Annotated in this window: 29 protein-coding genes; 6 read left to right on the top strand and 23 right to left on the bottom strand. The window is 69.6% G+C overall.

The annotated features are described in order from the left end of the window. Positions 1–8 precede the first annotated feature (8 nt). The 7 genes from HNR51_RS20510 to HNR51_RS20540 form a co-directional block, all read right to left on the bottom strand. On the bottom strand, positions 9–869 hold the full coding sequence (locus HNR51_RS20510) for an HIRAN domain-containing protein (RefSeq protein ID WP_182556149.1): 861 nt from the start codon (positions 867–869) through the stop codon (positions 9–11). Next, complete coding sequence (locus HNR51_RS20515) at positions 862–1203, bottom strand: hypothetical protein (protein WP_182556150.1); 342 nt, start codon at positions 1201–1203, stop codon at positions 862–864. Before HNR51_RS20515 ends, HNR51_RS20510 begins: the two co-directional genes overlap by 8 nt. A gap of 165 nt (positions 1204–1368) precedes the next feature. Next, positions 1369–1608 (bottom strand): hypothetical protein, encoded by a 240-nt coding sequence (locus tag HNR51_RS20520; protein WP_182556151.1) that lies wholly within the window; start codon positions 1606–1608, stop codon positions 1369–1371. Then, positions 1608–2243, bottom strand: a complete 636-nt coding sequence (locus HNR51_RS20525) for a hypothetical protein (protein ID WP_182556152.1) — start codon at positions 2241–2243, stop codon at positions 1608–1610. The genes HNR51_RS20520 and HNR51_RS20525 overlap by 1 nt, the downstream gene beginning before the upstream one ends. An 81-nt stretch (positions 2244–2324) precedes the next feature. Further along, positions 2325–2879 carry a hypothetical protein gene (locus HNR51_RS26565; RefSeq protein WP_210280157.1) on the bottom strand — a complete coding sequence of 185 codons (555 nt, stop codon included), beginning with the start codon at positions 2877–2879 and terminating at the stop codon, positions 2325–2327. Beyond that, positions 2876–3235, bottom strand: a complete 360-nt coding sequence (locus HNR51_RS20535) for a hypothetical protein (protein WP_182556153.1) — start codon at positions 3233–3235, stop codon at positions 2876–2878. The genes HNR51_RS26565 and HNR51_RS20535 overlap by 4 nt, the downstream gene beginning before the upstream one ends. Further along, on the bottom strand, positions 3232–3441 hold the full coding sequence (locus HNR51_RS20540) for a helix-turn-helix domain-containing protein (protein WP_182556154.1): 210 nt from the start codon (positions 3439–3441) through the stop codon (positions 3232–3234). Before HNR51_RS20540 ends, HNR51_RS20535 begins: the two co-directional genes overlap by 4 nt. 281 nt (positions 3442–3722) lie before the next feature. Between HNR51_RS20540 and HNR51_RS20545 the strand changes: the two genes are divergently transcribed. Both HNR51_RS20545 and HNR51_RS20550 read left to right on the top strand, forming a co-directional pair. Further along, positions 3723–4616 (top strand): hypothetical protein, encoded by an 894-nt coding sequence (locus HNR51_RS20545; protein ID WP_182556155.1) that lies wholly within the window; start codon positions 3723–3725, stop codon positions 4614–4616. Positions 4617–4650: 34 nt separating this feature from the next. Next, on the top strand, positions 4651–5238 hold the full coding sequence (locus HNR51_RS20550; RefSeq protein WP_182556156.1) for a hypothetical protein: 588 nt from the start codon (positions 4651–4653) through the stop codon (positions 5236–5238). Between the two features lie 125 nt (positions 5239–5363). Here HNR51_RS20550 and HNR51_RS20555 read toward each other — a convergent pair whose 3' ends face one another. Further along, the gene (locus HNR51_RS20555; protein WP_182556157.1) at positions 5364–5657 is read right to left on the bottom strand and encodes a hypothetical protein; all 294 of its coding nucleotides are present in this window, start codon (positions 5655–5657) and stop codon (positions 5364–5366) included. Between the two features lie 286 nt (positions 5658–5943). Between HNR51_RS20555 and HNR51_RS20560 the strand changes: the two genes are divergently transcribed. Then, positions 5944–6234 (top strand): hypothetical protein, encoded by a 291-nt coding sequence (locus tag HNR51_RS20560; protein ID WP_182556158.1) that lies wholly within the window; start codon positions 5944–5946, stop codon positions 6232–6234. A gap of 201 nt (positions 6235–6435) precedes the next feature. On the opposite strand, the gene HNR51_RS20565 is transcribed toward HNR51_RS20560, so the two are convergent. Both HNR51_RS20565 and HNR51_RS20570 read right to left on the bottom strand, forming a co-directional pair. Further along, the gene (locus tag HNR51_RS20565) at positions 6436–6966 is read right to left on the bottom strand and encodes an isochorismatase family protein (protein WP_182556159.1); all 531 of its coding nucleotides are present in this window, start codon (positions 6964–6966) and stop codon (positions 6436–6438) included. Continuing rightward, a complete protein-coding gene (locus HNR51_RS20570) occupies positions 6966–7595 on the bottom strand; it encodes a TetR/AcrR family transcriptional regulator (RefSeq protein WP_182556160.1) in 630 nt (209 codons plus the stop codon). Before HNR51_RS20570 ends, HNR51_RS20565 begins: the two co-directional genes overlap by 1 nt. 89 nt (positions 7596–7684) lie before the next feature. On the opposite strand from HNR51_RS20570, the gene HNR51_RS20575 reads away from it, so the two are divergent. Then, positions 7685–9235: a 4-hydroxyphenylacetate 3-hydroxylase family protein gene (locus tag HNR51_RS20575; RefSeq protein ID WP_239681439.1), complete on the top strand. Its 1551-nt coding sequence runs from the start codon at positions 7685–7687 to the stop codon at positions 9233–9235. A gap of 57 nt (positions 9236–9292) precedes the next feature. Here the strand turns inward: HNR51_RS20575 and HNR51_RS20580 are convergent, their stop codons facing one another. Beyond that, complete coding sequence (locus tag HNR51_RS20580) at positions 9293–9949, bottom strand: response regulator (RefSeq protein WP_182556162.1); 657 nt, start codon at positions 9947–9949, stop codon at positions 9293–9295. Then, the gene (locus HNR51_RS20585; RefSeq protein WP_182556163.1) at positions 9946–11364 is read right to left on the bottom strand and encodes a HAMP domain-containing sensor histidine kinase; all 1419 of its coding nucleotides are present in this window, start codon (positions 11362–11364) and stop codon (positions 9946–9948) included. The genes HNR51_RS20580 and HNR51_RS20585 overlap by 4 nt, the downstream gene beginning before the upstream one ends. A gap of 194 nt (positions 11365–11558) precedes the next feature. On the opposite strand from HNR51_RS20585, the gene HNR51_RS20590 reads away from it, so the two are divergent. Continuing rightward, entirely contained in the window at positions 11559–12095 is a 537-nt protein-coding gene (locus HNR51_RS20590; RefSeq protein ID WP_182556164.1) for a DUF3280 domain-containing protein, read from the top strand. A gap of 501 nt (positions 12096–12596) precedes the next feature. On the opposite strand, the gene HNR51_RS20595 is transcribed toward HNR51_RS20590, so the two are convergent. From HNR51_RS20595 to HNR51_RS20640, 10 genes are all read right to left on the bottom strand, one after another. After that, the gene (locus tag HNR51_RS20595) at positions 12597–13436 is read right to left on the bottom strand and encodes a Pnap_2097 family protein (RefSeq protein WP_182556165.1); all 840 of its coding nucleotides are present in this window, start codon (positions 13434–13436) and stop codon (positions 12597–12599) included. A gap of 163 nt (positions 13437–13599) precedes the next feature. Further along, positions 13600–14535, bottom strand: a complete 936-nt coding sequence (locus HNR51_RS20600; protein WP_182556166.1) for a transporter — start codon at positions 14533–14535, stop codon at positions 13600–13602. A gap of 338 nt (positions 14536–14873) precedes the next feature. After that, positions 14874–16142: an MSMEG_0569 family flavin-dependent oxidoreductase gene (locus HNR51_RS20605; protein WP_182556167.1), complete on the bottom strand. Its 1269-nt coding sequence runs from the start codon at positions 16140–16142 to the stop codon at positions 14874–14876. 37 nt (positions 16143–16179) lie between these two features. Further along, the gene (locus HNR51_RS20610; RefSeq protein ID WP_182556168.1) at positions 16180–16461 is read right to left on the bottom strand and encodes an MSMEG_0570 family nitrogen starvation response protein; all 282 of its coding nucleotides are present in this window, start codon (positions 16459–16461) and stop codon (positions 16180–16182) included. Further along, a complete protein-coding gene (locus tag HNR51_RS20615; RefSeq protein ID WP_182556169.1) occupies positions 16454–17629 on the bottom strand; it encodes an MSMEG_0565 family glycosyltransferase in 1176 nt (391 codons plus the stop codon). Before HNR51_RS20615 ends, HNR51_RS20610 begins: the two co-directional genes overlap by 8 nt. Then, entirely contained in the window at positions 17626–18621 is a 996-nt protein-coding gene (locus HNR51_RS20620) for a sll0787 family AIR synthase-like protein (RefSeq protein ID WP_182556170.1), read from the bottom strand. The genes HNR51_RS20615 and HNR51_RS20620 overlap by 4 nt, the downstream gene beginning before the upstream one ends. Then, entirely contained in the window at positions 18621–19166 is a 546-nt protein-coding gene (locus HNR51_RS20625) for an MSMEG_0567/Sll0786 family nitrogen starvation N-acetyltransferase (RefSeq protein ID WP_182556171.1), read from the bottom strand. The genes HNR51_RS20620 and HNR51_RS20625 overlap by 1 nt, the downstream gene beginning before the upstream one ends. After that, positions 19163–20266, bottom strand: coding sequence for an MSMEG_0568 family radical SAM protein (locus HNR51_RS20630; RefSeq protein WP_182556210.1), 1104 nt, complete (start codon positions 20264–20266; stop codon positions 19163–19165). The genes HNR51_RS20625 and HNR51_RS20630 overlap by 4 nt, the downstream gene beginning before the upstream one ends. Further along, positions 20220–21296: a Nit6803 family nitrilase gene (locus tag HNR51_RS20635; protein WP_182556172.1), complete on the bottom strand. Its 1077-nt coding sequence runs from the start codon at positions 21294–21296 to the stop codon at positions 20220–20222. The genes HNR51_RS20630 and HNR51_RS20635 overlap by 47 nt, the downstream gene beginning before the upstream one ends. 83 nt (positions 21297–21379) lie before the next feature. Beyond that, a complete protein-coding gene (locus tag HNR51_RS20640) occupies positions 21380–21862 on the bottom strand; it encodes an MSMEG_0572/Sll0783 family nitrogen starvation response protein (protein ID WP_012452016.1) in 483 nt (160 codons plus the stop codon). Between the two features lie 405 nt (positions 21863–22267). Between HNR51_RS20640 and HNR51_RS20645 the strand changes: the two genes are divergently transcribed. Continuing rightward, complete coding sequence (locus HNR51_RS20645) at positions 22268–23662, top strand: aminotransferase-like domain-containing protein (protein WP_182556173.1); 1395 nt, start codon at positions 22268–22270, stop codon at positions 23660–23662. 171 nt (positions 23663–23833) lie between these two features. Here HNR51_RS20645 and HNR51_RS20650 read toward each other — a convergent pair whose 3' ends face one another. Further along, positions 23834–25633, bottom strand: coding sequence for an NADPH-dependent assimilatory sulfite reductase hemoprotein subunit (locus tag HNR51_RS20650; protein WP_182556174.1), 1800 nt, complete (start codon positions 25631–25633; stop codon positions 23834–23836). Positions 25634–25652: the final 19 nt, after the last annotated feature.

Below are 25652 nucleotides of genomic sequence, written 5' to 3' on the forward strand. Positions count from 1 at the left end.
TACCGCGTTCACCGTGCGGACCGAAGGGTGTAACGGGTGAGCCGGGTCCGCGGCGCGGCCGCCCATGCCTTCATGGCCTCCACGAGCTCGGACGTCACCGTGACCGTGGCGCCGTCGCAGTACCAACCCCGATAGTGGAGCTTCGGTTCGACGCCGGCGGCCCGGGCGAGCCGGAACGCGGTCGACCGCGAGCACCCGAGGGCCTCCTGGATGGCGTAGACCTCGCGGACCGCGCCGACCTCAGGCGGCTCGATCTCCAGGGGCAGCCGGGCGAACGCGTTGACAGCCTGCAGCAGCCGCGCCTGCCGCCGCCCGGCCTGCTCGCTGGCGAACGCCCGGCCGCGCTCCCGGGACGGCCGGTCCTGGCGGACACGGCGAGCGCGCTCCTCGTCCTCCCAGGCGGCGAACGCCTCCCGCCGCACGCGGTCGATGTGCTTGCCGTGCAGGGCGGCCGCCGCGGGCCCGACGAGCAGCTCCCTGGCGGACCAGGCCTCGCCGTCGCCCCCGTTCGCGACGTAGGTCCGCAGCGCGACGCCGGCGTCGAGCGGACCCGCCACCTCGGCCGCCACGAATCGCGGCAGGTGCCCGAGGCGGATCCCGTTCCGCCGCCACACCTCCACGGCGTTCAGATCGTACGGGTTCGCCGGCTCGCGCACGAGGTGGAGGTGGTCGCCGGCGACCGGGATCAGGGGCTCGCCCGTGAGCTCGTCCGTCAGGCCGTAGTCGTAGAACTGCAGGCCGGCGATGGACGTGTCGAGCCACGGCTCGCCCGCCCGCAGCGCCGGGAGCTCGGCGGCTGCGTCGGTACCATTGAGGCCAGTGAGGTTGGGAAGGAGGTCGGGCGAGACCGCCGGGGAAGCGTCACGCATCGGGAGCCTCCGCCGGCGGCACCGCGACGGCCGCCATGCGCCGCCCCATCTCGGACTGCTGCCATTCCTGCGTCCGCCGGCGGATCCTCGCCAGGGAGGCGTCGAGGTACGCGCGCGACGAGGAGTAGACGACGGGCTCCGACCCCCACGCCGCGCCCGCGTTCCGGAGCGCGGCGCGGGGGGCGCCCCGGCGCCGGGCGAGCGAGACGGCGTTCCGGACCTGCCACGCCGGCAGGCCCAGGGTGACCGCGATCTGCACCGCGGTCCGGCCGGCGGCCCACGCGTCGAGGATCGCCTCGCGGGCGCGCGCCGTGAGGGATGTCGGCCTAGCCATGGGCGGGATCCTCCTGGTGCATGGTGTCGATTTTCCTCGCCAACTCGCGGAGCTCGGCCCCCACGGGCGCGAGCGTCCCGACGTCCGCGAGCTCCGATTTCCTGGACGGCCTGGCATGCCCCCTTGCGGACGGCGGCCGCCTCCGTCGGCGTGAGGTCCGGCTTCTCAGGGGTCTCCGCAGGCGGCCTCCGGGCGGTCGGCTTCGAGGACGCCGGCGGCGTGGCCGACGACGAGCACGAGGAAGAACACGGCCCACCAGGCCAGCCCGACCGCGGCCATGACGGCGCCCGCCCAGAGGAGGACGCCGCCGTATTCGGCGACGACGGCGGCGATCAGGGTGAGGGCGGCGGCGGTGACCATGCTCGCGCCCACGGTCCCGGCGGTCGTCTGCAGGAAGGCGCGCATCAGGCGTTCCCCCGGGTATCGACGACCTGCGACACGAGGGCGGAGATCTCGTCCGCGGCGAGCGTCACCCTGGCCTTCGCCAGGGCCTTCATCAGGCCATAGCGGGCCGCGGCCTCCGCAGCGCGCTTGCCAGCATACTCGGCTAGGTAACGGCGGACGCCCTTCAGGATGCGCGCGAGCTCTGTCGCCTCGGTGCCGGCGTGGCGCCGCCACCTCGCCTCCTGGCCAGCCAGCACCTGCTCGATCATTTCGAGGTCCACCTGCCCCTTGAGGCCGGTCGTGCGGAACCACCAGCAAGCGGTGCCGTAGGTCATTCCGGCGATCTCGGCGAAGCCGGTGGACGTGACCCGGATCGTGCCGTCCTCCATCTCCTCGATGTCGTCGGGCCCGTCCGCGTCCGGCGCCGCCTCGCGGGCGAGCTCCTCCAGGCCGGCGAGGTGAGCGGCGGCCGCTTCCTCGTCCGTCTGGGCGCGTTCGTCCTCCTCATCGTAGGCGGGCGGATCGAGGGACGAGAGGAGCTCGGAGACCGCCTCGTGCCCGAGGACACGGGCGGCGCGGTACGAAAGGCGGCTCGCCTCCACACAGTCGCGGACGGCGAGGGCTCGGGGGTCGATCTGGGGGGCTTCGGTCTTCACGGCAGATCCTGAGATGGGGTTACGGCCGTGGCCTGGCCGCGAGCGGTTGTGTCCGGGGAGGCCGCGCCCTGCGCGGCGGGGTCACCACGGGATGTCCGCGTCCCCCGGATCGAGCAGCGGCGGGGGCGTGTCCAACTTGTGCGGCAGCTTGGTCCCGGGCTCGATCCGCCGGCGCGGCGCCCCGTCATCCGGTATCTGGATCGTGGACCAGCCTAGCTGGGGCTTGGGCGGCGGGGGTGACTGCCAGGCGGCCTTCGCCGGCTCGGGCTGCTCGGGCGGGCCGTCCTCGACGGGCTTTCGCTTCAGGGCACTCAGCCGGCTCGGCGCGGGCGCGGCGGCCGCCGGCCGCGGGGTGGGCACCGGGGGCATCGGCGCCGGGTGGGGCGCGGGAGCCGCGGCGGGCTGCACCGGGGCGGGAGCGGCCGTCTCCGGCAGCGCGGCGACCACCGCTCCGACGGCTGCGCGCATCGCCGCGACGACGAGGGCCTGCTGCTCGATCAGGGTGACGTAGACCGGGTGCGCCGTGTCGCCGGCGGCCGCCGCCAGCGCGAGCTCGCGCGCCTTGACGAGGCGGTCCCGGAGCGGAGCGCCGGTGAGGGCGTCGAGGCCTTCGAGGAGGGGATGCGTCGCGCTCATGCGGCCTCGCGGAAGAAGAAGGTAAGCTGGCGGGTGCAGGGGCGACCGCGGCGAACGCCGAGGTCCAGGCCGTGGCGGTGGGCCCGCTGATGGACGGCGGCGCGGGTGACGCCGAGGCGCTCGCAGACGTCACGGACAGTCTCGTCACCGGCCATGATCGAGAGGAGGTCCTCGACCCGCACTCGGGCGCGAGACGGCATGCGCAGCCCGAGGGCGAGCAAGTGCTTCTGCACGGTCGAGACCGACCAGCCTTCGCGCGCGGCCATCTGGGCAAGCGTCAGCCCCTCCGCGATGTAGCGCTCGCAGCGTGCTCTCGGGATGCGGCAGGGCGGACGGCCGCCCGGATCCCGGTTCACGACAGCGCCTCCGCAGCGACGAACCGCACGTCCCTCTGGACCCCCAGCAGAGCCAGCATCGCCGGCCCGATGTCCCGCTTGCCGTGCAGGACGTCATTCAGGTGCTGTGGCGAGACGCCGGCCTCCACGGCGACGGCCTGCTGCGAGACGCGCTCCGCGACCCTGCTCTTGAGGCGCTCGATCACCTCCGCCTGTGTGAGCTCCACGACCACTGCTCTTCTTCTCCGCAACTCGGCTGATGAGATGATGGATCGGAGGCTCGAAGATTTCCAGGGGGTCAGGCCCCCTAAGGTTAAATGTTTTTCTGAACACTGTTCATGGCAATCAGTCCTTCTGGGTGCATATTGCTGCATCAAACAGGTAGGCGCCATTTCAACAACGCTTATTACCGCACCATGTTGAGGAAATCGTGAGGTAAATACGGGTGTTGTCGGCGCCGCGTGCGGGATTATACTGGCAGCAGTTCAGCCGAGTTGTGGAGATCGTTATGCCTGATGGGATCGAGGACGAGGTCGCGGTGGAGCCGGCCTTCGAGGGGCCGCCCGAGCATTTCGGCCTGCGGTGGGGGCCGCCGCGGATCGTCGTCACGCGCCGAGGCGAGCGCCAGCTCTCCAGAGCGGCCGCCCCGACGCGTGCATTCGAGAGGGCCTGGAGCCTCGCGACGGATGAACTCTCCGAGGCGGGCTACGCGTGGGAGAGGGGGAGCGTCCTGTTCTGGGAGCGGCGGGACCTCGACCGGGACGCGCTGCAGAGCCTGATCGATTCGCTGCCCGAGCGCGCCGCCCAGGCGCAGGTCGAGGCCGCGCGCCTGGAGGAGGAGCGCCGCGAGCGCCAGGCGCGCGAGGAGGCCGAGCGTACGGAGCGGGACAGGCTCTACATCGAAGCCGCGCGGGTCGCCGCCAGGGTCTCGCTTCGCGACCGGCGGTGGAGCTGGGGCAAGGCCGTATTGATCGACGAGGCGGAAGGGCTCCTCGCCCGGCCCGATCTCGACCGTGCCGACGCGGTCCGGCTCCTCGATCTCGTCGATCAGGCGGCCCGGAACGTCGCCCGGTCGGAGCAGCGGACCGCCGCCCTCCACAAGCCCGAGATGGGCCGGGCGGAGGATCCCGAGATCCAGGCGGCCGCGTTGGCAGGGGTCCGCCACATCACAGGGTTCGACGCCGACTGGGCCTTGCTCCAGAACGGGGTCGGGTGGTCCAAGTCGACCACATGCGACGGGCACGTGCTGGCCGGGCTCGACCGCCTCACCGTGGAGCAGACCTCGCACGCGCTCCGCTTGCTGCGCGTGCACCAGCGCCAGCTCCCGAACCGGCTGCTCCTGCAGATCTTCTCGCCGCGCCCCCCGGGGCAGGCCGCGTTGTCCCTTTCGCCGGCGGCGTGATCATCGGGACGGCAACAGCCACAAGGATCCCGTCATGCGCCTCCTCGCCGTCCTCGCCTCCGCCCTCCGCGCGGTCGTCCTCGTGCCCGTCCTCGTGTTCGAGGCGGGTCGGTGGATCCTCCGCTCCGTCGCCCGGCCGGATCCCGTGCTACCGGCGACCGCCACCGCCGCCGATTACCTCGACGCCAGCGCAGCGGCCGCCCCCGCCGCGGCCCAGGCCGTGCCGCATGTCGGAGGCAGCCGGGCGCTGCATCCCACGGGCGTCGCGCTCGTCATGCACGCCCGCCACCTCACTGGCGCCGGCCCGGCCATCGACGTGTCCGGCCTGAGCGACGAGGTCCAGGTCTGGCTCGCGAGCCTCGGGCGCGACGAGCTCGCCGTGCTGGCGAAGACGATGCCGTACGAGGCCCAGGCCTTCGCCAGCGGCGGCGCCGACCTGCCCGGCCTGCCGCCCCTCCGCGCGGACGCGGCGGGGCAGGAATCTGTGACGCGGCTAGAGGAGGACGCGTCCGAGGAGGCGGAGCCGGCGTACGTCTGGCCCTACCGCGACCAGCGCGGGGACGCGGCGATGCGGGATCTCCTCGCGCACGTGGAGAGGCAGCATCGCCGCCGGGTCGCCTGATCCCCCCTCACATCCCCCGGACGTAAACGGGCCCGCCGGAACCTCCCGGCGGGCCCTCTCTTTTGTCTCGTCCCTTGCCCTGTGCGGCCGCGCGAGGACGCAGCGGGGCCGACGTGCGTCCTCCGTCAGGCCGCGGCCCGGCGCCGGAGCCCGAGAAGCTGCCCCTCGGCCCGGCAGGCACGGGCGCGCTGGGCCTGGACCTCGGCCTCAAGCTCGGCGATGCGGGCGATCAGGGCGCGCTCGCTCGCCTGGGAGCGGAGCAGGCGCTGGCCGAGGGCGTGGACGGCCTGCTCTGCCGCGGCGTCGGCACGGGCCCATGCCTGCGCCTCGCGGGCCTGCCGGAAGGCGCCGTCGACCGCCAGCAGGGCCGCGCCAAGGCCGAAGCCGATCTCGCCCGTGGCTGCGCGTGCATGGCCCATGACCCGTCTCCCCTCTGTCTCGCCCCCATAGATTCAGTTCCACCCCGCCTCCGCAACGGCAGGCTGTGCGTAGCGTCAACGAAGTCCTGGGCGCTGTGGAAAACCGGGCCAAAACCGCGACGCGTCACGTCATTGGAAAAGCGTTGCCTGCCTGTGGATCTACGTTGCCGCGCGTAGGAGTAACGGGGGGAGAGCCAGGGCACCCGAAAAAGTCGCCCTCGGACGCGGCTCGCCGGTTGCAGGGGTCTGAGGCACCCTGCCGGGCATGGCTTTCAGGATCACCGTCGTGACAGAGTCGGTCGGCCGGGACGAGCTCACGCCCGTCGACCTGCAGGTCGCGCCCGTGGACAGCATCAACGACTTGGCGCCCTACACGCTGCGCGGCATCAGGATGCGCAAGGCCAAGCCCGGGGCGCAGCAGCCAGCCGCCGAGGTCGACGTCCTGCCATCCAGATCGAAGGATGGAAGGTCCAGAACGGGTCAGGTGTTCGCATGCCGCCGGTTCGGCTATGCGCCACATGCAGACTTTCACTCTTGCGCAGCGGCTGGTCTGCTGTTGATCCGTGGTCGGACCTGACGGTGATAGCATGACCTCAGAACGCCCAAGCTTGCGGCCGGCCGCTGGTCCCAGATGTAGGACCTGAACCCTGGAAGAAGCTGTGCGACAGTCCCGTTTGATCGGGGTGCGATCCGACCGCTTGCGACGATAGCGAGGCTTCTGGTTGGGCCTCAAGGCCGGACCTCGGAAGTCCAACGGCCCTCAGCCCCAATGCGGCCGTCACTTGATCAGCGCGACGGCCTCGCGGAACCGGGGATGCTCGCAGGTGGCGAGCCACTCGAACACCACCATCTCGGTGGTGACGGTCTCGGCCCCGTGCCGCTCCATCCGGCGGAGCGCCGTCTCCTTGCTCTCCGCCCGGCGCGCCCCGAGAGCGTCGCGGACGACGAAGACCCGCCGACCCTGCGCCAGGAGCCCGAGCACGGTCTGCAGCACGCAGACATGCGCCTCGCAGCCGGCCACCACGAGAGTCTTCTCGGCCGGCAGGGCATCCAGGAAGCCGTGCTCGCGAACGGCGTCGAAGGTCATCTTATGCGCGGTCGGACCCGTCGGCCCGAGTTCCGGCACCGTGGGCCCAAGCCCGGCCGGGTTCTGCTCCGTGAACAGCACGGGGACCTTCAGCAGCGCCGCGGCGTCGAGGAGGCGGCGAGCGTTGGCGACGGCGGCGGGGCCATCCGCGATATGCGGCATCAGCCGGCCCTGGAAGTCGATGACGAGGAGGGCTGAGCTCTCGCGGTCAAGGGTGAGCATCACCGGCCTCCCCGGGTCAGCCGGCCGATGCTGTCGTCGACATAGGTTTCCATGCGCTCGGACGCTGACGCGCCGAACATCCGGATGCGTCCGGTGTGAAGCAGGAGCAGCACCCCCGTAGCGTGCGCGAATGTGTCGACCATCAGAAGCTCCGCCTCCGATCGCGGGGCGCCGAGCGCCTGAGCCGCGTCGGCGATGGGCCGCAGCGCCGCTTCAAGGTTGGCGTTGAGGGCCTCGTCGCGCTCCCGGCCGAGCCCCTTCGGCCTCATGCCGCCGCGGAGGAGATAGAAGCCCAGGTCGAGATCGCGCGGTCGCTCCGCGTAGAAACGGAAGAAGGCCATCGCGGCGGCGCGCAGCCTACTATCGGCGCCCCGCGCCTTCTGCACCGCCTCGTCGACGTGCCGACCGAGCGCGGCGAGCGAGCCCCGCAGCACCTCCGCGTAGATCGTCTCCTTCGAGTCGAAGTGGAAGTACAGCGCCGCAGGCGTGTAGCCGGCCCGCGTCGCGATGGCGCGCAGGCTCGCACCTTCGAGCCCCTCGGCCGCGAACACCTCGCGGGCCGCCTCCAGGATCAGCGCACGCTTGTGCTCGCTGACCGCCTGCCGTCGCTCCGCCCGTCGCACCGCCATGTCGGACCTTCCACTTGCAAATGAGCCTTGACAGAAAATCTAACACCGTTCGACAATTAAAACATAAGGCGAAGGAGGAAGCCATGCTGATGGACGCCGCCGCATACCGAGAGTCCCTGCGCGCCTACAAACCTCGGGTCTTCGTCAATGGCCGACGGGTCGAGAGCGTGGCCGACGAGCCCTTGCTCGCGCCCGGCATCAACGGCGTCGGCGTGACCTACGACTTCGCCCATCGGTCCGAGCACGCTGCGCTGATGACCGCACGCCAGGGCACCTCGGGCAAGACCGTCAACCGGATGCTGCACATCGACGAGACGTCGACCGACCTGCTCGCCAAGCTCGAAGCGGTCCGCCTCGTCTGCAAGGTTTCGGGCTGCGCCCAGCGCTACCTCGCCCATGACGCCCTCAATGGCCTCTATCAGGCGACCCGGAGGACCGACGCGGCTCGCGGCACCGATTACGGCCCGCGCTTCCTGGCCTACCTGCACGACGTGCAGGACCGGGACCTGACCCTCGGCATCGCCATGACGGACGCCAAGGGCGACCGCGCGAAGCGTCCGGGTCAGCAGGCCAACCGGGACGCCTACGTCCACATCACGGAGCGGCGACCGGACGGCATCGTCATCCGCGGCACCAAGGCCATCGTGACCGGTGCCCCCTACATGCACGAGTTCCTCGTCATGCCCTGCCGCACCCACATGCCGGAGGATGCGGATTTCGCGGTCTGCTGCGCCGTGCCGGTTGACGCGCCCGGCGTCACCATCGTGGCCCGACCGGCCGGACGCCCCGGCGAGGCGGCAGCCAAGTTCTCGGCCAAGTACGGGCAGTCGACCGGGGTGGTGATCTTCGATGATGTGTTCGTACCCCACGACCGCGTCTTCCTGGCCGGGGAGACCGAGGAGGGCGGCCTTCTCACCACCGCCTACGCCACCCACCACCGCCATTCCTGCATCGGCGCGCGCGCGGGCTTCGGCGACCTGCTGATCGGGGCCGGCGCCCTGATGATTGAGGCGAACGGCCTCGACCCCGACCGCCACGGGCACATCCGCGACGCGATGGTCGAGCTCATCACCATCACGGAGGGCTTCTACGCCTGCGGCGTCGCCGCCTCGGTCTACTGCGCGAAGGATCCGGCGGGCTCCGTCATGCCCGACGCCGTGTTCTCGAACATCGGCAAGCTCCTGCTCGCCACCAAGATCTACGACATGCACAAGCTCGCCCACGCCGTCTCGGGCGGCCTGATCGTGGCGCTGCCGGGGCCCGACGAGGACCACAACCCGGAGACGGCCGCCTCGCTGGCCGAGGTGCTGGGCGGGCGCGCCGACATCCCGGCCGACCGGCGCCTGGAGGTTGCGCGCTTCATCGAGGACCTGACCGTGTCGAACCAGGCCGGCTGGTACTCGGTGATCTCGCTGCACGGGGGCGGCTCGCCCGAGGCGATGAAGCGGGAGATCTGGCGCAACTACCCGGTCATGGAGAAGGTCGCACTCGTCGAGAGCCTGCTCGACCGCGGCGTCCTCGACCAGGGCCAGCGCGTCTCCAAACAACCCGGGCGCTGCTGCGCCACGGGCTGCGAGGTCCCGAGCCTGCCCAAACCGCCCGAGGCAACTCCGACCGAACTGGTCGACGCCGCCGGATAACGGGCACTTGGTGCAGGCCGTCGCACCGAGGCGCGGGGGCCAGCGCCGCGCATCATCTCATCGGGCTCCCAGGGGCGTGACCATGCCGTGCCGCATGCAGAAGTACACCAAGTCGATGTCTGACGAGACGCCGAGCTTGGACTTGATGGCGTAGTGGTAGTTGGCGACGGTCTTGGGCGTGAGGTGGAAGGCGACCGCGATCTCCTCGGTCGACCTCGCGTCGACGATCATGCGCAGCACCTCGAACTCCCGGGGCGACAGCTGATCGAGGGCGGACGCTTGGTCCTCCAGGCGGCTGGTCGCCAGGGCTTCCGAGATCTCTGCGCAGAGGGTCAGCTTGTTCCGGAACACGTTCCGCACCGCCTCGACCATCAGGTCCGAGGCGCTGCTCTTCGTGATGTAGCCGCGCGCGCCGGCACGGATTGCCTGGACGGCATAGCTGACCGTGGCGTGCATGCTGAAGACGAGGATGCGGGCCTCGGAATCCAACTGCCGGATCTGGCGTATGGCATCGATGCCGCCCCGGCCCGGCATGCTGATGTCCATGATCACGACGTCCGGCGCGGTCTCCCGGAACCGGAGGTAGGCTGCGCCCGCGTCCTCGGCCTCGGCGACGACCTCGATGTCGGGCTGTTTCTCAAGGAGGCGCCGGTAGCCCTCCCGGACGACGGCGTGGTCGTCGACGACCAGCACCCGGATGCGCTTCCCCGTCATGGCACGGCCCTCGTCTTAAGCTCAGTCGGGAAGCTGATGCGCAATCGCAGTCCGCTCGCGGGGCCGGCCTCAGTCGTCATCCGGCCACTCAGGGCGTAGACGCGCTCGCGCATACCGATCAGACCGAAACCCGTCCCAAGCCGGCGCAGGTCCTCCGGCGCCGCGCCGCGCCCGTCGTCGGTGACCGTCAGGTGGACCTCGCCGGTCGGGGCCGTAGCAAGGGCGACCTCGACGTTGCGGGCCTCGGCGTGGCGAACCGCGTTGGTGAGACCTTCCTGAACGATCCGGTAGACATGCGCCGCCGTCTCGGCCGGCAGCGCGTCGAGGTCCCCGTCCGTGCGCAGGGCGAAGACCATCCGTCCCGCGTGCCGGCGGTTATGCTCGGCGACCAGTTCCTGCAGGCTTACCGCGAGGCCGAGGTCGTCGATCTCCGGGGGGCGGAGATGGACCAAGGCGTCGCGCAGCGACCTCATCGTGCCGGCCGCCATCGCGGCCAGTTCGGCGCTTTCGGCCGCGACGCCCGGGTTCGTCGCGCCGACGCCGTCCTTGATCGAGCGGGCCAGGAAGGTGAGCGCGGTCAGGCGCTGGGCGACGTCGTCGTGCAACTCGCGCGCGATGTGGCCGCGCTCCCGCTCCTGCGCGTCGACGAGCCTCCGGGCAAGCTCGGCCCGCTCCCGTGTCGTGGTCTGCAGGCGCTCGGCCATCCCGTTGAACACCTCCGAGATGCGTTGGAGTTCGCTCAGGTCGAAGGGCGGCAACCGGCTCGACAGGTCGCCGTCGGCGAGGCGATTGATGCCGGCGAGGATCTGCCCCGTCGGGCGCAGGGCATGCCCCACGACGACGAAGACGAGCAGGCAGAGCACCGCGACGAGGGCCGCCAGCAGCCCGAGCAGACGGGAGAGCTCGCCCCACGCCTGCCGGGTGACGGCGTCGGGGTCGGTTGTCACCACGATGCGCCCCCTATCGACGCCGCGATGCAGGAGCGGCCGTTCGATGTTCGATTGGCTCAGGAAGAGCAGCCGGTAGGCATGGACGAACCAAGAAGGCGCCGTGCCGCGCTCGTCGACGCCGACGCAGTTCGAGTTGGTGCGCGGCGGGTCGGCCTGGATCAGGGAAACGCACTGGCCCGAGCTCAGTGGATGGCTGGTGACCGCCTGCCAGTCGGGGAAGCGTTCGGCGCGGTCCAGCGCCGTGTCGATGCGGAAGAGCTGCAGCCGGAGCTGCTTCTCGACCGTCGCCGCGACCTCCTCGTTCCGCAGCCGGGCCCCGGCGGCGACGTTGTTCATGACGACCGCGGTCGCACCAACCACGCAGAGCAGCCCGACGGTGAGGATCCGGCGGACGAGGGCCCATTTGAGGTTCAGTTCGCGTCGCCCCCTCGCGGGCGACGCCGTCCCCCCACCGACCTCGGCCATTCCCATCCTCCCGTCAGCGGAAGCATAAGGGCGGGATGGGCGGCCCGCATAGGCGGGCGGGGCATCTCGTGCGATTTGCCCAAGGATCGGCGGGCAATCCGCTGTGTCGAGTTTCCCTGAGGGGCGATAGCCTTGGTCCACGAACACGAGATCGCGTCTCGCGCGATCAAGGCAACCCTACGGAAGGAACGCCCATGAGGGCTCTCGCACGCCTCGCCGTCCCGCTGTCGGCGCTGCTCGGTGCCACCGCCGCGCAGGCCGAGCCGCCGAGGGCGGCGGTCTTCGACTTCCAGTTGGCCAACCTCGGCGCCCAGGGACCCACCGACGAGGACGTGGCCAGGCTGGGCCCGATCAGCGACCTGTTGCGGGCCCAACTCAAGGATTCCGGCCGCTACAGGCTTGTCTCGACGGACCCGGTGAAGGAGGAGGTCGCCAAGGGGGCCGACCTGCGCAAGTGCGGGGGCTGCGCCGAGGACTACGCCCGCAGGCTCGGCGCGGACGTCGCCATCACCGGCGAGATCCAGAAGGTCTCGAACCTCATCCTCAACATCAATGTCTACGTGAAGGACCTCCGGAGCGACGCTCCCGAGAAGGCCTACAGCGTCGACATCCGAGGCAACAACGACCTCTCCTTCCAGCACGGGGTGAAGTACCTGGTAAAGAATAACCTTCCGCCGGCGGAAGGCGCCGCACCCGGCAACGTCGACCCGAAGCGCGACACGAAGGGGTAAGGGGCGGAGGCAACGAACCCGGCCCTGGCCGGCAAGCTCACGGAGGCGCCGGCACGCATCCATACCGTCTCCGAGTGCGGTCGTACCGCGACGAGGTACGTTTGCCGGCGCCGGCGACCGCTGCAAAGGAGACAAAGACCTGACGGGATCTGGACGAGGGCGATGGCACGGGAGGAAAATGGGCCATGACATGCTGATGTCATGGCCGCCGCTTTCAGATCCGCTTTTCTCTTCAGAGCGGACGTCCGAAGAGGCAGGGAGGAAGGTCCGAAAGGGGTCAGGAGTTAGCATGCCGACTGGTCAGCTACGCGCCATTAGCAGACATCCGACTCTTCGTACGCGAAGGTCCGCTATCGACGTAGTAGCAGAACTTGACAACAACGCGCCGGAGGTTGGCAATGCCCAGGAGCCAACTATCTACTCGCCAATCTTGATTCACCCTGTACGCCCGCCATATAGTCCGGTTCAAATCAGCGTGACACCAACAGACTCTTGTATCATTTAAAGGGTGATGCGGCGCGTTACTATCTCCGCCAGTAGCTTACCATCCTCCGTTGACAGAAGCGCACGATGGCAGCAACTCGCCTCGTGGCCCGAAGCCAGCATCCGCACCAAAAGACTGTCACCCATTTCGACGTTCGCGTGGAACAAAGCTCGACGAACACGGGTGGCGTAGTTGCCTGAGCGGCTCCCGAGGAAGCGCCACTCGGCCCGATCAACGGCGGCCACGAAGCTGCTGAAGTACAGGAGGCCGGCCCCGTTGAAGTCTAGGTGAGGACATGGCTCGACGACCATCGTTCCGAGCTCGCGCTCTTCCGGCGCCGCGACAGCTTCCAGAAACTCGTGCTCGGTGATGGACGGCTGAATGGGCATGGCCGCGAGAACGGGCTTGGCGTGCCCCCGGCCCTCGATCCTCACCCGGGCGATGGAACGGTTCACGCCCTCGGCCTGGCGCCTCACGAAGACGGAGGTCATCTCCACGTCCGCGACCAGCCGGTCTCGGCACGCCGCGACGTGCCGGCTTACGACCCGGGTCTCCGAAAGGTACGTGACCGTCGAGCGCACCTCCAACGCGTCGTTCTCCCGAACGCTGCCAAGGTCGCCCCTCTGCAGGGAGATCCTCCGGAACGCCGCGTAGACGGGCGGCTCGCCCACCGGCCCGAACCCGGCCTCGGCCCTGCCGAGCGCCTTGGCGATCAAACCCCAGTGCCTGTGTCCCAGCTCCTTCCAGAGCCAGTTCTCGGAAAGCCCGCTCGGGCAGAGATGCGGCATGCCCAGGACATGGCGGCAGGCATCCGTCAGGGGCGTGTCGGCCCCTTCGAGCCTCATGTGCAGACCCAACGGCCTTCTCCTTCGGGAAAGGGCGGGACCGGGTGGTGGTAGCTGTTGAGACTTGGCCACCCGGTCCCTGTCGAAGCGTGATCCTTGGGAAGGAGTGCACTTCGATCTCGGCCGCGCCTCCGGCGTCACCTCCAAACGGGACGCCGGGCCGCGGGAACGTTCCTCAATACTTGCGCACGAGGCTGACGGGCACGGGCTCGGCGGCCTTCGGCGCGGAGTAGAGCGGCGCGATGAGGCGGATGAAGCCGTCGGTCGACTCCGTGCCACGGGTCCGGACCGCGACGTCGCGGGCAACCATCAGCTGCGCGGTGAACGGCCCGAAGTCGTAGCCGATCAGGCCGCCGACCGCGAAGCGTCCGGCCCGGGTATAGCCTTGCGCGGAGGCGCGCGCGAAGTCGCGGCCGCCGAGCGGCAGGTCCGTCACCCCGTAGGCCACGGCGCCGATCTCGAACTTGCCGAACTTCTTCGTCGCGGTGAGGTCGAGCAGGAGGGCGTCCGCGAGGTAGAGCGGGCCAATCGCCCGACCGACGGCACCCTCGAACCGGCCGGGGGAGTCGTAGAAGTTATGGGTCAGATTGGCCGTGAGGTTCCACCCGTCGGCGGTGTAGCTGGCGGCGAAGCCCTGGCGGTAGGTGTTGGAGGAGAACTGCGGCAGCCCGCGGCCGGCGTCGAGGTCGTTGAGGTGGACTGCCGCGAGGTAGCTGACGCCGAAGCCGTTACCGAGATCCCAGGCGAAGATCGACCCGACCAGGGTACCGACGTTGACCGAGAAGTCGCGGTTCGGCACGCCCGCAGGGTTGTTGGGGAACCCGAACACGGTCGGCTGAGCGAGCAGGGGCTGGATGTTGGCGCCCAGGAACTTGAAGCCGGTCGACCAGACCAGGACCGGCACGTTGATCGCCGTGTCGGTCGAGAAGCGGGTATCGTTTCGCCGGTAGATGAAGGTGTCGATGGCGTAGATGCCCTCGGGCAGCGGGGCGCCGACGGCGAGGCCGACCTGCTCGCCCGGGATGGTGGTGGCCTGGGCGAACGAGGCGGTCGCGCTCAGGGTGACCGCGGCGAACGCTCCCGCCACGGCCGCGAATTTCATCAGCATCATCGGTCCCCTTCTTGGTCTTCGTTTTGGCCAGCCGCCAGCGTTCACCGAAATGCATCGGCGCCGGCGGCATCTAAATGGAAAGTTCAGTCGAATGATCTTGATTGCATGGAAATGCGTACAATCTGTATGTATTTCCATCAATGCTTATATTCTGCACTGCAATAAAGAAGAGTCTACTGCAGAATCCTTGGATGATGCTTGGATGGCTAGCTTGTTGCAGGAACGGCACAGGCTTCGGATGGCCCGGGCCTATCGAGACGGTGCCGCCGCGGATCGGGCTTGCGGGCCGGAGTACAGATGCCGGCCGCGGGGTAACCAAGGCTTGAGCGTCGGTCGGGTCAGACCGCGAACTTCAGGGTGAACCGGTCGGCGCCGAGGCGCTTCTGGATCACCTGCACGATATGCTCGGCGTCGCGACCGACCGCCCCGAAGCGCCCCGAGCCCCAGGTGTTCAGCCAGGGCAGGCCGATGAAGTAGACGCCGTCCTCATTCGTGACGCCGCGCTTGTGCTTCGGGTTGCCCGCGCCGTTGAACACCGAGGCGTCGAGCCAGCGGAAATCGGGCGTGAAGCCGATGCACCAGACGATGCTGGTAATGCCGGAGCCTTCGAGGGGCAGGCTCGTGACCGGCTCGCCCGGCTCCCAGACCGGGGTGTAGTGCTCCTGCGCCGGGGCATCAATGCCCTTCTCGGCGATGTACCTGTCGATGGCCGCGTTGATGCCGTTGTAGGTCCGGTCGGCCCCATCGAGCGAGCGCTTGAGGTCGTCCCGGAAGCGCAGGGCGCCGTCCTGGTAGTCCTCCATCAGGCCGTATAGCTTCATGCCTTCGATGGCGAAGCGGCGTAGGTCGATGTCGCGACCGCCGTCGCGGCCCGTCACGTAGTGGTTGGTGTTGTCGCGGACGCCGTCGCGCAGCGGATGGTTGTCGACGGTCATCTCGTAGTAGCCCATGTCGGCGAGCCACGTGACGACGTCGCGACCGCGGTAGAAGCGGGCGCAGCGGGGCGCGTCACCGACCGCGAGGTGCACCTTGCGGCCGGCGAGGTGCAGATCCTCGGCGATCTGCGCGCCGGACTGCCCCGAGCCCACCACCAGCACCTCGCCCTCGGGCAGCTGGTCCGGGTTGCGATACTGGTTCGAGTGGATCTGCGTGATCGAGCCCGGCAGCTTCTCGGCCATGCGCGGGATGATCGGGGTGTGATAGCCGCCGGAGGCCACCACGACCTCGTTCGTGGTGTAGCCGCCCTCGGAAGTCTGGACCGAGAAGAGGCCGTCCGCGCGCCGCTCGACCCGCGTAACCGCCACGCCCTCATGGATCGGCGGGTCCACCTTGGCGACGAAAGCCTTGAGGTAGGCGACGATCTCGTCCTTCCTCATGAACCCGTCCGGGTCCGGACCGTCGTAGCGGTGGCCCGGCAGGTCGCACTGCCAGTTCGGCGTGACGAGGCAGAAGGTGTCCCAGCGCTGCGTCGCCCAGGTATGCGCGGCGGTCTTCTTCTCGAAGACGAGGTGCTCGATGCCGCGCTGCTTGAGGTGGTAGCTGACCGAGAGGCCGGCCTGGCCACCGCCGACGATGACGACGGGGACGTGGGGGGTCGTGGAGGTCATGGCTCTGGCTCCTTGAGGGGAAGGGAAAGGCTTCGGCTCAGGGTTCGAAGGACTCGACCGTGACGCGGCCGCCGGGCTCCTGCCGCTGCGCGGCGGCCTCGATGCGGACGAGCTGGTCCATGGCGGACGAGCAGGCGAAGCCATACTTCTCGCGCACCCGCTCGCTCGCGATGTTGAGGGCCGTGCGGGTCTTCTCGACGAAGTCGTCGACGGCGTAGCTCTCGCCCGGGGTGAGGAAGTCCTTCACCACTAGGGAGGGCGAGTAGCAGGCCTCGCGCCGCCCGTCGGGCCAGCGGACATGGAAGCGCATCTCAGGCATGGATCAAATCCTGTCGGGTACGGGCGCAGGCCGCGTAGGCGTCGAGGTGGCGCACCGCGCAGGTGCGCCAGGAATGGGCGGCGGCCCGCGCGAGGCCGGAGGCGCGCAGGCGGGTTCGGGTGTCCGGCGACAGGGCCGCAGCCATCGCGCCGGCGATGTCGTCCGAGTCTGCGGGATCAACGAAGAGGGCGTCGGCCGGCGCCAGGTACTCGGTGAAGGGCGGCTGGCGAGACACGATGGCGGGCGTGCCGCAGGCCATCGCCTCCAGCACGCACAGGCCGAAGCCCTCCTTCCAGGAGGGGAAGGCCAGGACGTCAGCGACCCGGTAGAGTGCCGGCATGTCGGCCTGCGGGAGGGGGCCCGTCTCGATGACGGCCGAGCCCCTGTCGACGACCAGGCCCGCGGACGCCAGGGCCGCGCGGCACCGGGCACGGTAGCTGGCATGGTCGAGCAGCGAGGCCCCACCGGCGACGACGAGCTGCGCCTCAGGATGGTGCGCACGGAGGCGGGCGAAGGCCTCGATGATGCCCAGCGTGTTCTTGCGCTCTTCGAATCCGCCAACGGAGAGGATTACCGGCCCGGGGCCGAGACCCCAGCGCTCTCGCACGGCCGCGTCCGCCTTGGTCGGCTCGGTGCGATAGGCCGACAGGTCCACCCCGTTCCCGACCACGTCGGCCCCGGCGCCGAACTCGTGCCCGACCCAGTCGGCCCAGGTGCGGCTAACGCAGAGCAGGCGGGCGGCCTCGCGGATCGAGCGGTCTTGCCACTCCGCGAGCGGCGGGTCGGAAAAGTTTTCGACGTGGTGCACGGTGCGGACGAAGTTCGGGATCAGGCGCCGGTGCCTCAGGGTCGCGAGCGCGTTGCCGCCGATGCCGTCATGGGCGTGGAAGACGTCGAAGTCGCAGGCGGCCGGTGTCGAGAAGTGGCGCAGGTAATCGTTGATGCGAGCCCGCACGAGGGCGACGGTCCCGCCGGCGACGGCCTTGGCGGCCACCGTCACGGTCGGGCAGGCCGCATCCCGGAAGAAGCCGCGGCCTGCGGGGTCGGGCGCGTGGACCACCGCCTCTTGGCCGAGGGCGCACAGGGCCTCCGCCAGGGCGAGGCAGTGGGCCACGCCGCCGCGGGGGTTGGTGGAGTGGGTCAGGATGGCGATGCGCAGGCCGCTCACGACGTGGCCTCCGCTCCGTCCCGGCCGCAGCCGATCAGCGGGCTGGCCACGAAGTCCCAGACCACGGCCTCTTCGCCCACGCCCTGCCGAACCCTGGCGACACGGCTCGCGTCCAGCCTGCCGATGGAGGCCGCGGCGATGCCGCGCTCCGCGAAGCGCGCGAGAACGGCCGGCGTGCGGCCGGGGCGGACGCTCACGAGGTAGCCGAAGCTCGGGAAGGCGGTCAGCCAGCGCGCGAGCGGGACGTCGTCGGGGCGCGGGATCGCGTCGAGGTCGATGAGCCCGCCCACCCCCGAGCATTCGAGCAGCATCAGCGCCGTGCCGACGACGCCGGCCATGCTGATGTCCTTGGCGGCGCAGGCGAGCCCTTCCTCGGCGAGCCCGGGCAGCAGCGCGAGATCGCCACGCAGGCGCTCGCCCGGGCTGCCGGTCGAGGCGTCCCAGTACGGGTGCGGCTCGCGGAAGCGCCCGCGCAGGTCGATGGCCGCCACGAGGTCGTCGCCCGGAGCCGCGTCGAAGCTCGTCAGGAGGCGTGGGCCCGCCCGGCCGAGCACGGCGACCGCGAGGTTGCCGGCAGACGCGCGGGTGTTTGTGTGGCCGCCGACCACCGGCACGCCGTAGAGCGCGGCGGCGTCGGACAGCCCGGCCAGGATCGGGTCCGCCGACGCGGCATCCCGGCTCCAGAGGGCGTCGACGACGGCGAGCGGGCGACCGCCCATGGCGGCGACGTCGCTCAGGTTGACCATGATCCCGCAATAGCCCGCGAAGTACGGGTCGGCGGCGACGAAGCCGTCGAGGAAGCCCTCGATGGCGAAGAGCAAGTGGCCGTCGCCGTCCGGGATGGCGGCGCAATCGTCGCCGACCGGGACCGCGGAACGGCGGCTGCCCAGCCCGAGCCGCGCCACCACGGCGTCGATGTCGCGCTTGTGGGCGACGCCGCGCGCGTCCCGAATCTGGCGGGCCAGCGCCTGGAGGTCGAAGCCCGCGCTCATCACGCGGCCCGCCGGAAGGTGACGAGCCCGTGCTCGGGATCGTGCATCGGCGGGTAGGCCGCGAGGTCCGCCTGCATCAGGCTGTGCGGGCGGCCGTGAAGCTCTACCGTGTCGCGGCTCTTCCAGTGCAGGGACTCGAACAGCGGTACGTTGCGCTCCTGCACGTGGGCGAGGAAGCGCGTGCAGCCCCGCGCATGGGCGGAGGAGACCGCGACCTGGATGAGCCCGGCCCCCAGGGCGGCGGTCCCGCGGAATGCCCTGGCGACGGCAAGGCGCGAGCCCCACCACTCGCCGGGACGGTCCGCGACCTCGTGAATGCGCACCGTGCCGACGACGGCGTCGGCGTCGCCGCCCAGCGTCGAGAGGGCGCAGATCGGGATGGCGTGCGCGTCGATGGCGTCGCGGTCGTCACCTTCGAAGATGCCCTGCTCGGCGCAGAAGACCTGTCGGCGCAGCGCCGCGCAGGCGCGCCGCTCCCACGGCGCGACCGCGAACTTCACGCGGAAGTGGCTCGGCCGGTACGGCGGGACGGGTTCGAGGATCATGCCGCCGCCCCCGCGCGCTCGTAGGTAGAGAGCGCCGAGCAGGCGCCGCAGCGACCGCAGCCGGCCTTGATGTCGGTCGAGCGCAGGTTCGCGCCGGCGAGCATGTCCGCCAGCGGCTTGAGAATGGCGTGCATGAAGTCCGGGCCCGGTGCCGGGTGGCTCTCCAGCGGCGTGCCCGAGATCGGCACGAAGGGCACCACGAAGGGGTAGACGCCCATCCCGACGAGCCGCTCGGCCATCTCCAAGATGGCCTCGGGGGCGTCGCCGAGGCCGGCGAGGATGTAGGTCGAGACCTGGCCGCGACCGAAGACCGGCACGGCGGCCGCGAAGGCCTCGTAGTACCGCTCCAGCGGCACGCTTGCCTTGCCGGGCATGATCCGGGCGCGGACCTCCGGAGTGACGGCCTCCAGGTGCATGCCGAGGGCGTCGATCCCGGACGCTTTCATCCGCTCGAACCAGCGGTCGTCGTCGGGCGGCTCGCACTGGGCCTGGATCGGCAGGTCGACCGCCGCCTTTACCGCGAAGGCGCTCTCGCAGAGCACGGCGGCGCCCCGGTCGGTGGCGTTCGGCGTCCCGGTGGTCATGACCATGTGCTTGACGCCGTCGAGCAGCACCGCCGCGCGGGCGACCTCGGCCAGTTGCTCGGGCGTTTTGCGCGCGACGGTGCGACCGGCGGCGAGCGACTGGCCGATGGAGCAAAACTGGCAGGTCTTGGCGCGGCTCGCGTACCGGATGCAGGTCTGCAGCACGGTCGTCGCCAGCACGTCCCGCCCGTGCAGCACCGCGATCTTCGAGTAGGGCACGCCGTCGAAAGTAGAGAGCGCGTAGAAGCGCGGCTTGCCCGGGAAGGTCGCCTGCCCGATCACCACGCCGTCGTGCTCGATCACCGAGACCCCGTTGGCGTCCGGGCGGCGCACCAGGAAGGGCGACTCGAAGGCGGTCTCGGTATGGACCGGCACCATCACGGTGCGGCCCGCGATGGTCATCGCCTTGTGGTCGGAGGGGCCCGCCCCGCCGCGGCGGCTCGGCGCCCCGGCGCGGCTGTCGGCAAGCCTAACGCCGTAGGACTGCAACGCGTTGATCAGCCGCTCCGTCGGCATCCCGACCAGGCCCGCCACGACCGGCGGGAGCGAGGGAAGGCTCGTCGGAAGCGGGCTGCTGCTCATGGTCGAGGCTCCGGGAAACGGACTGGGAACGGATCGGCTGGTGCACGAACGAGGCCGGACGGTCGTCGTGGAGGAGGCTGAGGAGCTCAGGGCGCGCGTAGTGGCCGACCGCGTCCATCATCCGCTTGCGTTTCGTCACCAGCGCGAGGTCCATGTCGGCGATCAGGATGCCCTCGCCGGGGCCGAGCGGGTCGGCGAGGTGCTTGCCCTCGGGCGAGACGATGGCGGTGCAGTTGCCGCCGCGGCAGGCGCCGCGCAGGCGCTCGTCCGGGCAGACCTGCGCCACCTGCTCGTCCGTGAGCCAGCCGGTGGCGTTGACCACGAAGCAGGCCGCCTCCAGGGCATGGTGGCGGATCGTCACCTCCATCTGGTCGGCGAAGATCTGGCCGACCAGCGAGCCCGGGAACTGGGCCGCGTGGATCTCCTCGTGGCGCGCCATCAGGGCGTAGCGGGCCAGCGGGTTGTAGTGCTCCCAGCAGGCGAGCGCCCCGACGCGGCCGACCGCGGTCTCGACCACGTCGAGGCCGGCGCCGTCGCCCTGACCCCAGATCATGCGCTCGTGGTAGGTGGGCGTGATCTTGCGGCGCTTGAGCTTCAGGCTCCCGTCCGCGTCGAAGATCAGCTGCGTGTTGTAGAGCGAGCCGTGGTCGCGCTCGTTCACGCCGAGCACCACCACGGCGCCGTGGCGGCGGGCTGCGGCCGCAACCGCCTGGGTCAACGGGCCCGGGACAGTGGGCGCCCGCTCGTAGAGCTTGAGGTGCTCCGCGCCCTGCATCGCCGGCGGCAGCACGAAGGAGAAGTACGGGTAGTAGGGCACGAAGGTCTCGGGAAAGACCATGAAGCGAGCGCCCTTGGCGGCGGCCTCGTCGATGGCGTTGAGCACGCGCTCCAGGGTGCCGTCCGGCCGGTCGAGGTCCGGCGCGATCTGGACGGCGGCGGCCCGCACGATCCGGTTCTCTGACATGGATGATCCTCCGGCTGTGACGGCGGCCGCGTCGCGCGCGGCCGCCGGATGCGACGTCCCGGTCGACGGACTCGAAGGCCCGCTCAGACGGTCCAGGTGTCGATGATCACCGCGTTGTCGCGCTTGTGCAGGAGGATGCAGTCGAGGACGTCGAGGGGGTTGATCATGCGGATGCCCTCGATGAAGGCTGCCTCGCCGTGCCCGTACAGGGCCTGGGTCGAGAACCGGCACGCATAGACCTTGCCGCCCTCGGCCATGAACTTCTCAAGCTGGTTGTTGAAGTTGAGGTGGCCCGGGAAGGCCTCGTCGCCGAGGCGCGGGAAGCCGCGCTGGACGCCCAGCGTGATGCCAGGGCCGTAGAGCAGGATAGAAGTGTCGAAGCCCTTGCGCTGCAGGCGGGTGGCCTGGAGCAGGTTCACGAGACCGATCGATCCCTCGAACGCGACGGTGTGGAAGGTGACCAGCGCCTTCTGTCCCGGCTCGGCCTTCACGTCCTCGAAGACTTTCTCCTCGTAGTCGACCAGGAAATCGCCCTTCTTGTGGGGTTCGCGGTTCACGGCAGGCATTGATCTCGCTCCTTGAAGGATGGGCCGCGACAGGCAGAGCTGCGAGCGGTCACAGGACCTTCATGGCAAGCGGTGTGCCAAAACCCCGCCGATCAATGCACCAGTCAATGCACCGAAGTAATATGCATACAATAATGCTAGCAATAATTCCGATTTCGCTGTTGCGCATCGACCGAATGGAGCCCATTCTGGAAGCAGCATCTGCGCATTTCATCGCCACGATATGCACGTTCGAGGCGCAACCATTGCTGACATTGTATGGATACCATGAACATCATCCTCTGGTATTGTTGCGGTATGACGCTTGCTAGCCATACAATCGAACATTGATCGCATGTTGATGGTGCAGGCGCAGAGCGGATGAAGGCGATGAAGTGGGGAGGGCCGACGAGCTCCCAGGATGGTATGACCGGGGGTTGGACGCCGGACCTGAAGCGCTGGGGCAAGCCGCACTACCTGGCCATCGCCGAGGCCTTGGCGGATGACATCCGGACGGGGCGCCTGACGCCGGGCACGCGTCTGCCGACCCAGCGGGCACTGGCCGAGGCGCTCGACCTGAACTTCACGACAGTGTCGCGCGGCTATGTCGAGGCTCATAAGCGCGGCCTGATTGAGGGGCGCGTCGGCCAGGGCACCTTCGTGATCGATCCGGCCCTCTCTGCCCGCTCAGGGGGTGCCGCCGGTGCGCCACGGGTCGGACCGGTCGACTTCACCATGAACCTTCCTCCGGAGCCCGACGCACCGGCGCTGCGGGCGCGCATGCAGGCCTCGTTCGCCGAACTCTCCGGCGACCTCGCCAACATGCTGCGCTACCAGGGCTTCGGCGGGACCGACGACGACAAGGAAGCGGCGCTGCGGTGGCTGAAGGGCCGCGGGGTCGAGACGACGCGGGAGCGCCTGCTGATTTGCCCCGGGGCCCACAGCGCCCTGTTCAGCGTGCTGGGCCAGGTGGCCCGGCCAGGTGACACCGTCTGCGCGGAGCGCATCACCTACCCGGGCATCCGCGCGCTCGCCGCGCATCTGGGGCTGCGCCTCGTCGACCTTCCCATGGACCGCCACGGGGTCGATCCCGACGCCTTCGCAGCGGCCTGCACCAAGGTCGCGCCGAAGGCCATCTACCTAAACCCGCTGCTGCAGAACCCGACCACCGCGACCCTGTCCCGCACGCGGCGGGAGGCCATCATCGCGGTAGCGCGGCGCTATGCCGTCACCATCATCGAGGACGATGCCTACGCACGCATCTGCCCGACGCCGCCGCCGAGTTTTGCCGAACTCGCGCCCGAGATCACCTACTACGTGGCAGGGGTGGCCAAGTGCCTGGGCGCCGGCCTTCGCCTTGCCTTCCTAGTCGCCCCGAGCGCCCGTTCCGCCCTGCCGCTCGCGGGTGCACTGCGGGCCGCGACCGTTATGGCCTCGCCGATCTCGACGGCCCTGACGACGCGCTGGATCATGGACGGCACGGCGGATGCCATCGTCCAGTTCGTCCGCGAGGAATCGGCCGCCCGCCAGCGCATCGTGGCCTCGTTGCTTCCGGCTGGGACCTACACCGCCGATCCGCACGGCTTCCACGTCTGGATCACGCTGCCTGAGGGCTGGACGCGCTCGGCCTTCGCCAGCCAGGGACGGTCGGCCGGGCTCGGCGTTGTCGGCAGCGACCCCTTCTGCGTGGCCGGGACACCGCCGGAAGCAGTACGTCTCTGCCTCGGCGGCCCCTCGACCCGGCAGCAGATCACGCACGGCCTGGAAGTGCTTGCCCATGCCCTCGAAGGGTCGCCAGCACTCGCCTCTACCTACATCTGACACACCCAGCACTCACGCCGGCCGCCTTCCGGCAGGCTGCCGCGTGAAGCAGGGCAACATGGTTCGGCTTGTACCGGCCTCGAACGTCGCCGGAGCCGCAACTGTGTTCTTCGGGCCGCAGCGCGGGTCCTGGCCCGCCCAATCCGTGGAAGGACGGGCCCAGGCCAAGGGCTATCCCGCCTGGGCAGCGGCACCGAGCATGGACCCTGTTCGCTCATGGAAATCCGGCCCATTCGTCGTGCTGGCTACGTGCCTAGCGCGCAGCAGGAAGTCTCCAAAGCGTTCGCCGTCAGCCCGCTCCGCCTTGTAAGCGCCCAGGAGCGGGTCAAGCGTTGCGACGATGGCTGAGGCGTGGACATCCTCGGCGTAGAGCTTGCCCAGTCGCGATCCGTCGAAGGCCGCGCCGAGATAGAGATTGTAGCGCTCCGGTCCCTTACCCACGAGGCCAATCTCGGCGATGTAGGGGCGCGCGCAGCCATTCGGACAGCCCGTCATGCGGATCGTGATATCATCCCCCGCGAGGCCGTGCCCGACCAAGCAGGCTTCCAGCTCATCGATGAGCGTTGGCAGGTAACGCTCGCTCTCGGCCAGGGCGAGGCCGCAGGTCGGAAGCGCCACGCAGGCCATGCTGTTGCGCCGAAGCGTCCCGGCATGGGCGGTAAGACCGTGCTCGGCCACGAGCGCCTCGATCTCGGCGCGCTTCTCGACCGGGACGTTTGCGACGAGCACGTTCTGGTTAGCCGTCAGGCGGAACTCGCCCTGGTGGACCTCGGCGATGCGACGCAGTCCGGTCAGCAACTGCGGGCCTCCCTCGAAGTCCCGCACGCGCCCGTTCTGGATGAACAAGGTGAGGTGGTGGCGACCGTCCTCCCCTTCGGTCCAGCCGTAGCGGTCGCCGTTGTTCTCGAACCTGAAGGGCTTGGGCTCGGCGAAAGCCTTGCCGACGCGCCGCTCGACCTCCGCGCGGAAGGCGTCGAGGCCGAACCGCTCGATGGTATACTTCAGGCGGGCGTTCTTGCGGCTCTTGCGGTTGCCCCAGTCGCGCTGGACCGTCATCACCGCCTCGGCGACCTTCAACGCGTCCCCTGGCTCGCAGAAGCACATCACGTCGGCCGTCCGGGGGAAGGTATCAACTTCGCCATGGGTCATGCCCATGCCGCCGCCCACCGTGACGTTCCAGCCCGCCAGAGCGCCTGCCTCGTCGAGGATGGCGATGAAGCCGAGGTCGTGCGCGAAGATGTCGACGTCGTTCGAAGGCGGTACGGCGACGACCACCTTGAACTTCCGAGGCAGGTAGGTCTTGCCATAGATCGGCTCGACCGTCTCATCCTCGCCCCCGACCACCTTCTCGCCGTCGAGCCAAATTTCGCGCCAAGCGCCCGTCCTGGGCAGCAGGTGATCCGAGATGGCCTTGGCAAGGTCGTAGGCGGCCGCATGCGCCTTGGACTGGTAGGGGTTGGAAGCGGAGAGCACGTTGCGGTTGACGTCCCCACAGGCCGCGATGGTGTCGAGCAACGCCCCGTCGATGGCCTTCATCGTCCGCTTAAGGTTTGACTTGATGATGCCGTGGTACTGGAAGGTCTGCCGCGTCGTCGCCCGCAGGGAGCCGTTGGCGTAGGAGCGGGCGATCTCGTCGAGGACAAGCCACTGCTTGGAGGTCAGCACGCCGCCGGGAATCCGCAACCGGATCATGAAGGCGTAGGCACGGTCGAGCTTCTTGCGCATCCGCTCGGGCCTAAGGTCCCGGTCGTCCTGGAGGTACATGCCGTGGAATTTGACGAGCTGGCCGTCGTCTTCGGAAACGGCGCCGCTCGCGGGCATCAGGAGGGCCTCAGCGAGCTTGCCGCGCAGGTAGCCACTGGCTTCCTTAATGTGCTCGTTGCGCGAGAGCTGGTCACGCTCGGCTTGAATAAGGTCTCCCCCGCCATCCGTCGCGGATGGCGGCGGCAGAACCTGACGGTCGTCTTTCATGGGCTTTACCGGTTTAGAG

This window comes from Methylorubrum thiocyanatum (genome assembly GCA_014138645.1).
Classification (GTDB): Bacteria; Pseudomonadota; Alphaproteobacteria; order Rhizobiales; family Beijerinckiaceae; genus Methylobacterium; species Methylobacterium thiocyanatum.

What these genes read in the sequence shown, in the direction of transcription:
- HNR51_RS20510 (WP_182556149.1), bottom strand. Translation starts at nt 869, where the DNA reads ATGCGTGACGCTTCCCCGGCGGTCTCGCCCGACCTCCTTCCCAACCTC.
- HNR51_RS20515 (WP_182556150.1), bottom strand. Translation starts at nt 1,203, where the DNA reads ATGGCTAGGCCGACATCCCTCACGGCGCGCGCCCGCGAGGCGATCCTC.
- HNR51_RS20520 (WP_182556151.1), bottom strand. Translation starts at nt 1,608, where the DNA reads ATGCGCGCCTTCCTGCAGACGACCGCCGGGACCGTGGGCGCGAGCATG.
- HNR51_RS26565 (WP_210280157.1), bottom strand. Translation starts at nt 2,879, where the DNA reads ATGAGCGCGACGCATCCCCTCCTCGAAGGCCTCGACGCCCTCACCGGC.
- HNR51_RS20545 (WP_182556155.1), top strand. Translation starts at nt 3,723, where the DNA reads ATGCCTGATGGGATCGAGGACGAGGTCGCGGTGGAGCCGGCCTTCGAG.
- HNR51_RS20550 (WP_182556156.1), top strand. Translation starts at nt 4,651, where the DNA reads ATGCGCCTCCTCGCCGTCCTCGCCTCCGCCCTCCGCGCGGTCGTCCTC.
- HNR51_RS20555 (WP_182556157.1), bottom strand. Translation starts at nt 5,657, where the DNA reads ATGGGCCATGCACGCGCAGCCACGGGCGAGATCGGCTTCGGCCTTGGC.
- HNR51_RS20565 (WP_182556159.1), bottom strand. Translation starts at nt 6,966, where the DNA reads ATGCTCACCCTTGACCGCGAGAGCTCAGCCCTCCTCGTCATCGACTTC.
- HNR51_RS20570 (WP_182556160.1), bottom strand. Translation starts at nt 7,595, where the DNA reads ATGGCGGTGCGACGGGCGGAGCGACGGCAGGCGGTCAGCGAGCACAAG.
- HNR51_RS20575 (WP_239681439.1), top strand. Translation starts at nt 7,685, where the DNA reads ATGGACGCCGCCGCATACCGAGAGTCCCTGCGCGCCTACAAACCTCGG.
- HNR51_RS20580 (WP_182556162.1), bottom strand. Translation starts at nt 9,949, where the DNA reads ATGACGGGGAAGCGCATCCGGGTGCTGGTCGTCGACGACCACGCCGTC.
- HNR51_RS20585 (WP_182556163.1), bottom strand. Translation starts at nt 11,364, where the DNA reads ATGGCCGAGGTCGGTGGGGGGACGGCGTCGCCCGCGAGGGGGCGACGC.
- HNR51_RS20590 (WP_182556164.1), top strand. Translation starts at nt 11,559, where the DNA reads ATGAGGGCTCTCGCACGCCTCGCCGTCCCGCTGTCGGCGCTGCTCGGT.
- HNR51_RS20600 (WP_182556166.1), bottom strand. Translation starts at nt 14,535, where the DNA reads ATGATGCTGATGAAATTCGCGGCCGTGGCGGGAGCGTTCGCCGCGGTC.
- HNR51_RS20605 (WP_182556167.1), bottom strand. Translation starts at nt 16,142, where the DNA reads ATGACCTCCACGACCCCCCACGTCCCCGTCGTCATCGTCGGCGGTGGC.
- HNR51_RS20610 (WP_182556168.1), bottom strand. Translation starts at nt 16,461, where the DNA reads ATGCCTGAGATGCGCTTCCATGTCCGCTGGCCCGACGGGCGGCGCGAG.
- HNR51_RS20620 (WP_182556170.1), bottom strand. Translation starts at nt 18,621, where the DNA reads ATGAGCGCGGGCTTCGACCTCCAGGCGCTGGCCCGCCAGATTCGGGAC.
- HNR51_RS20625 (WP_182556171.1), bottom strand. Translation starts at nt 19,166, where the DNA reads ATGATCCTCGAACCCGTCCCGCCGTACCGGCCGAGCCACTTCCGCGTG.
- HNR51_RS20630 (WP_182556210.1), bottom strand. Translation starts at nt 20,266, where the DNA reads ATGCCGACGGAGCGGCTGATCAACGCGTTGCAGTCCTACGGCGTTAGG.
- HNR51_RS20635 (WP_182556172.1), bottom strand. Translation starts at nt 21,296, where the DNA reads ATGTCAGAGAACCGGATCGTGCGGGCCGCCGCCGTCCAGATCGCGCCG.
- HNR51_RS20640 (WP_012452016.1), bottom strand. Translation starts at nt 21,862, where the DNA reads ATGCCTGCCGTGAACCGCGAACCCCACAAGAAGGGCGATTTCCTGGTC.
- HNR51_RS20645 (WP_182556173.1), top strand. Translation starts at nt 22,268, where the DNA reads ATGACCGGGGGTTGGACGCCGGACCTGAAGCGCTGGGGCAAGCCGCAC.
- HNR51_RS20650 (WP_182556174.1), bottom strand. Translation starts at nt 25,633, where the DNA reads ATGAAAGACGACCGTCAGGTTCTGCCGCCGCCATCCGCGACGGATGGC.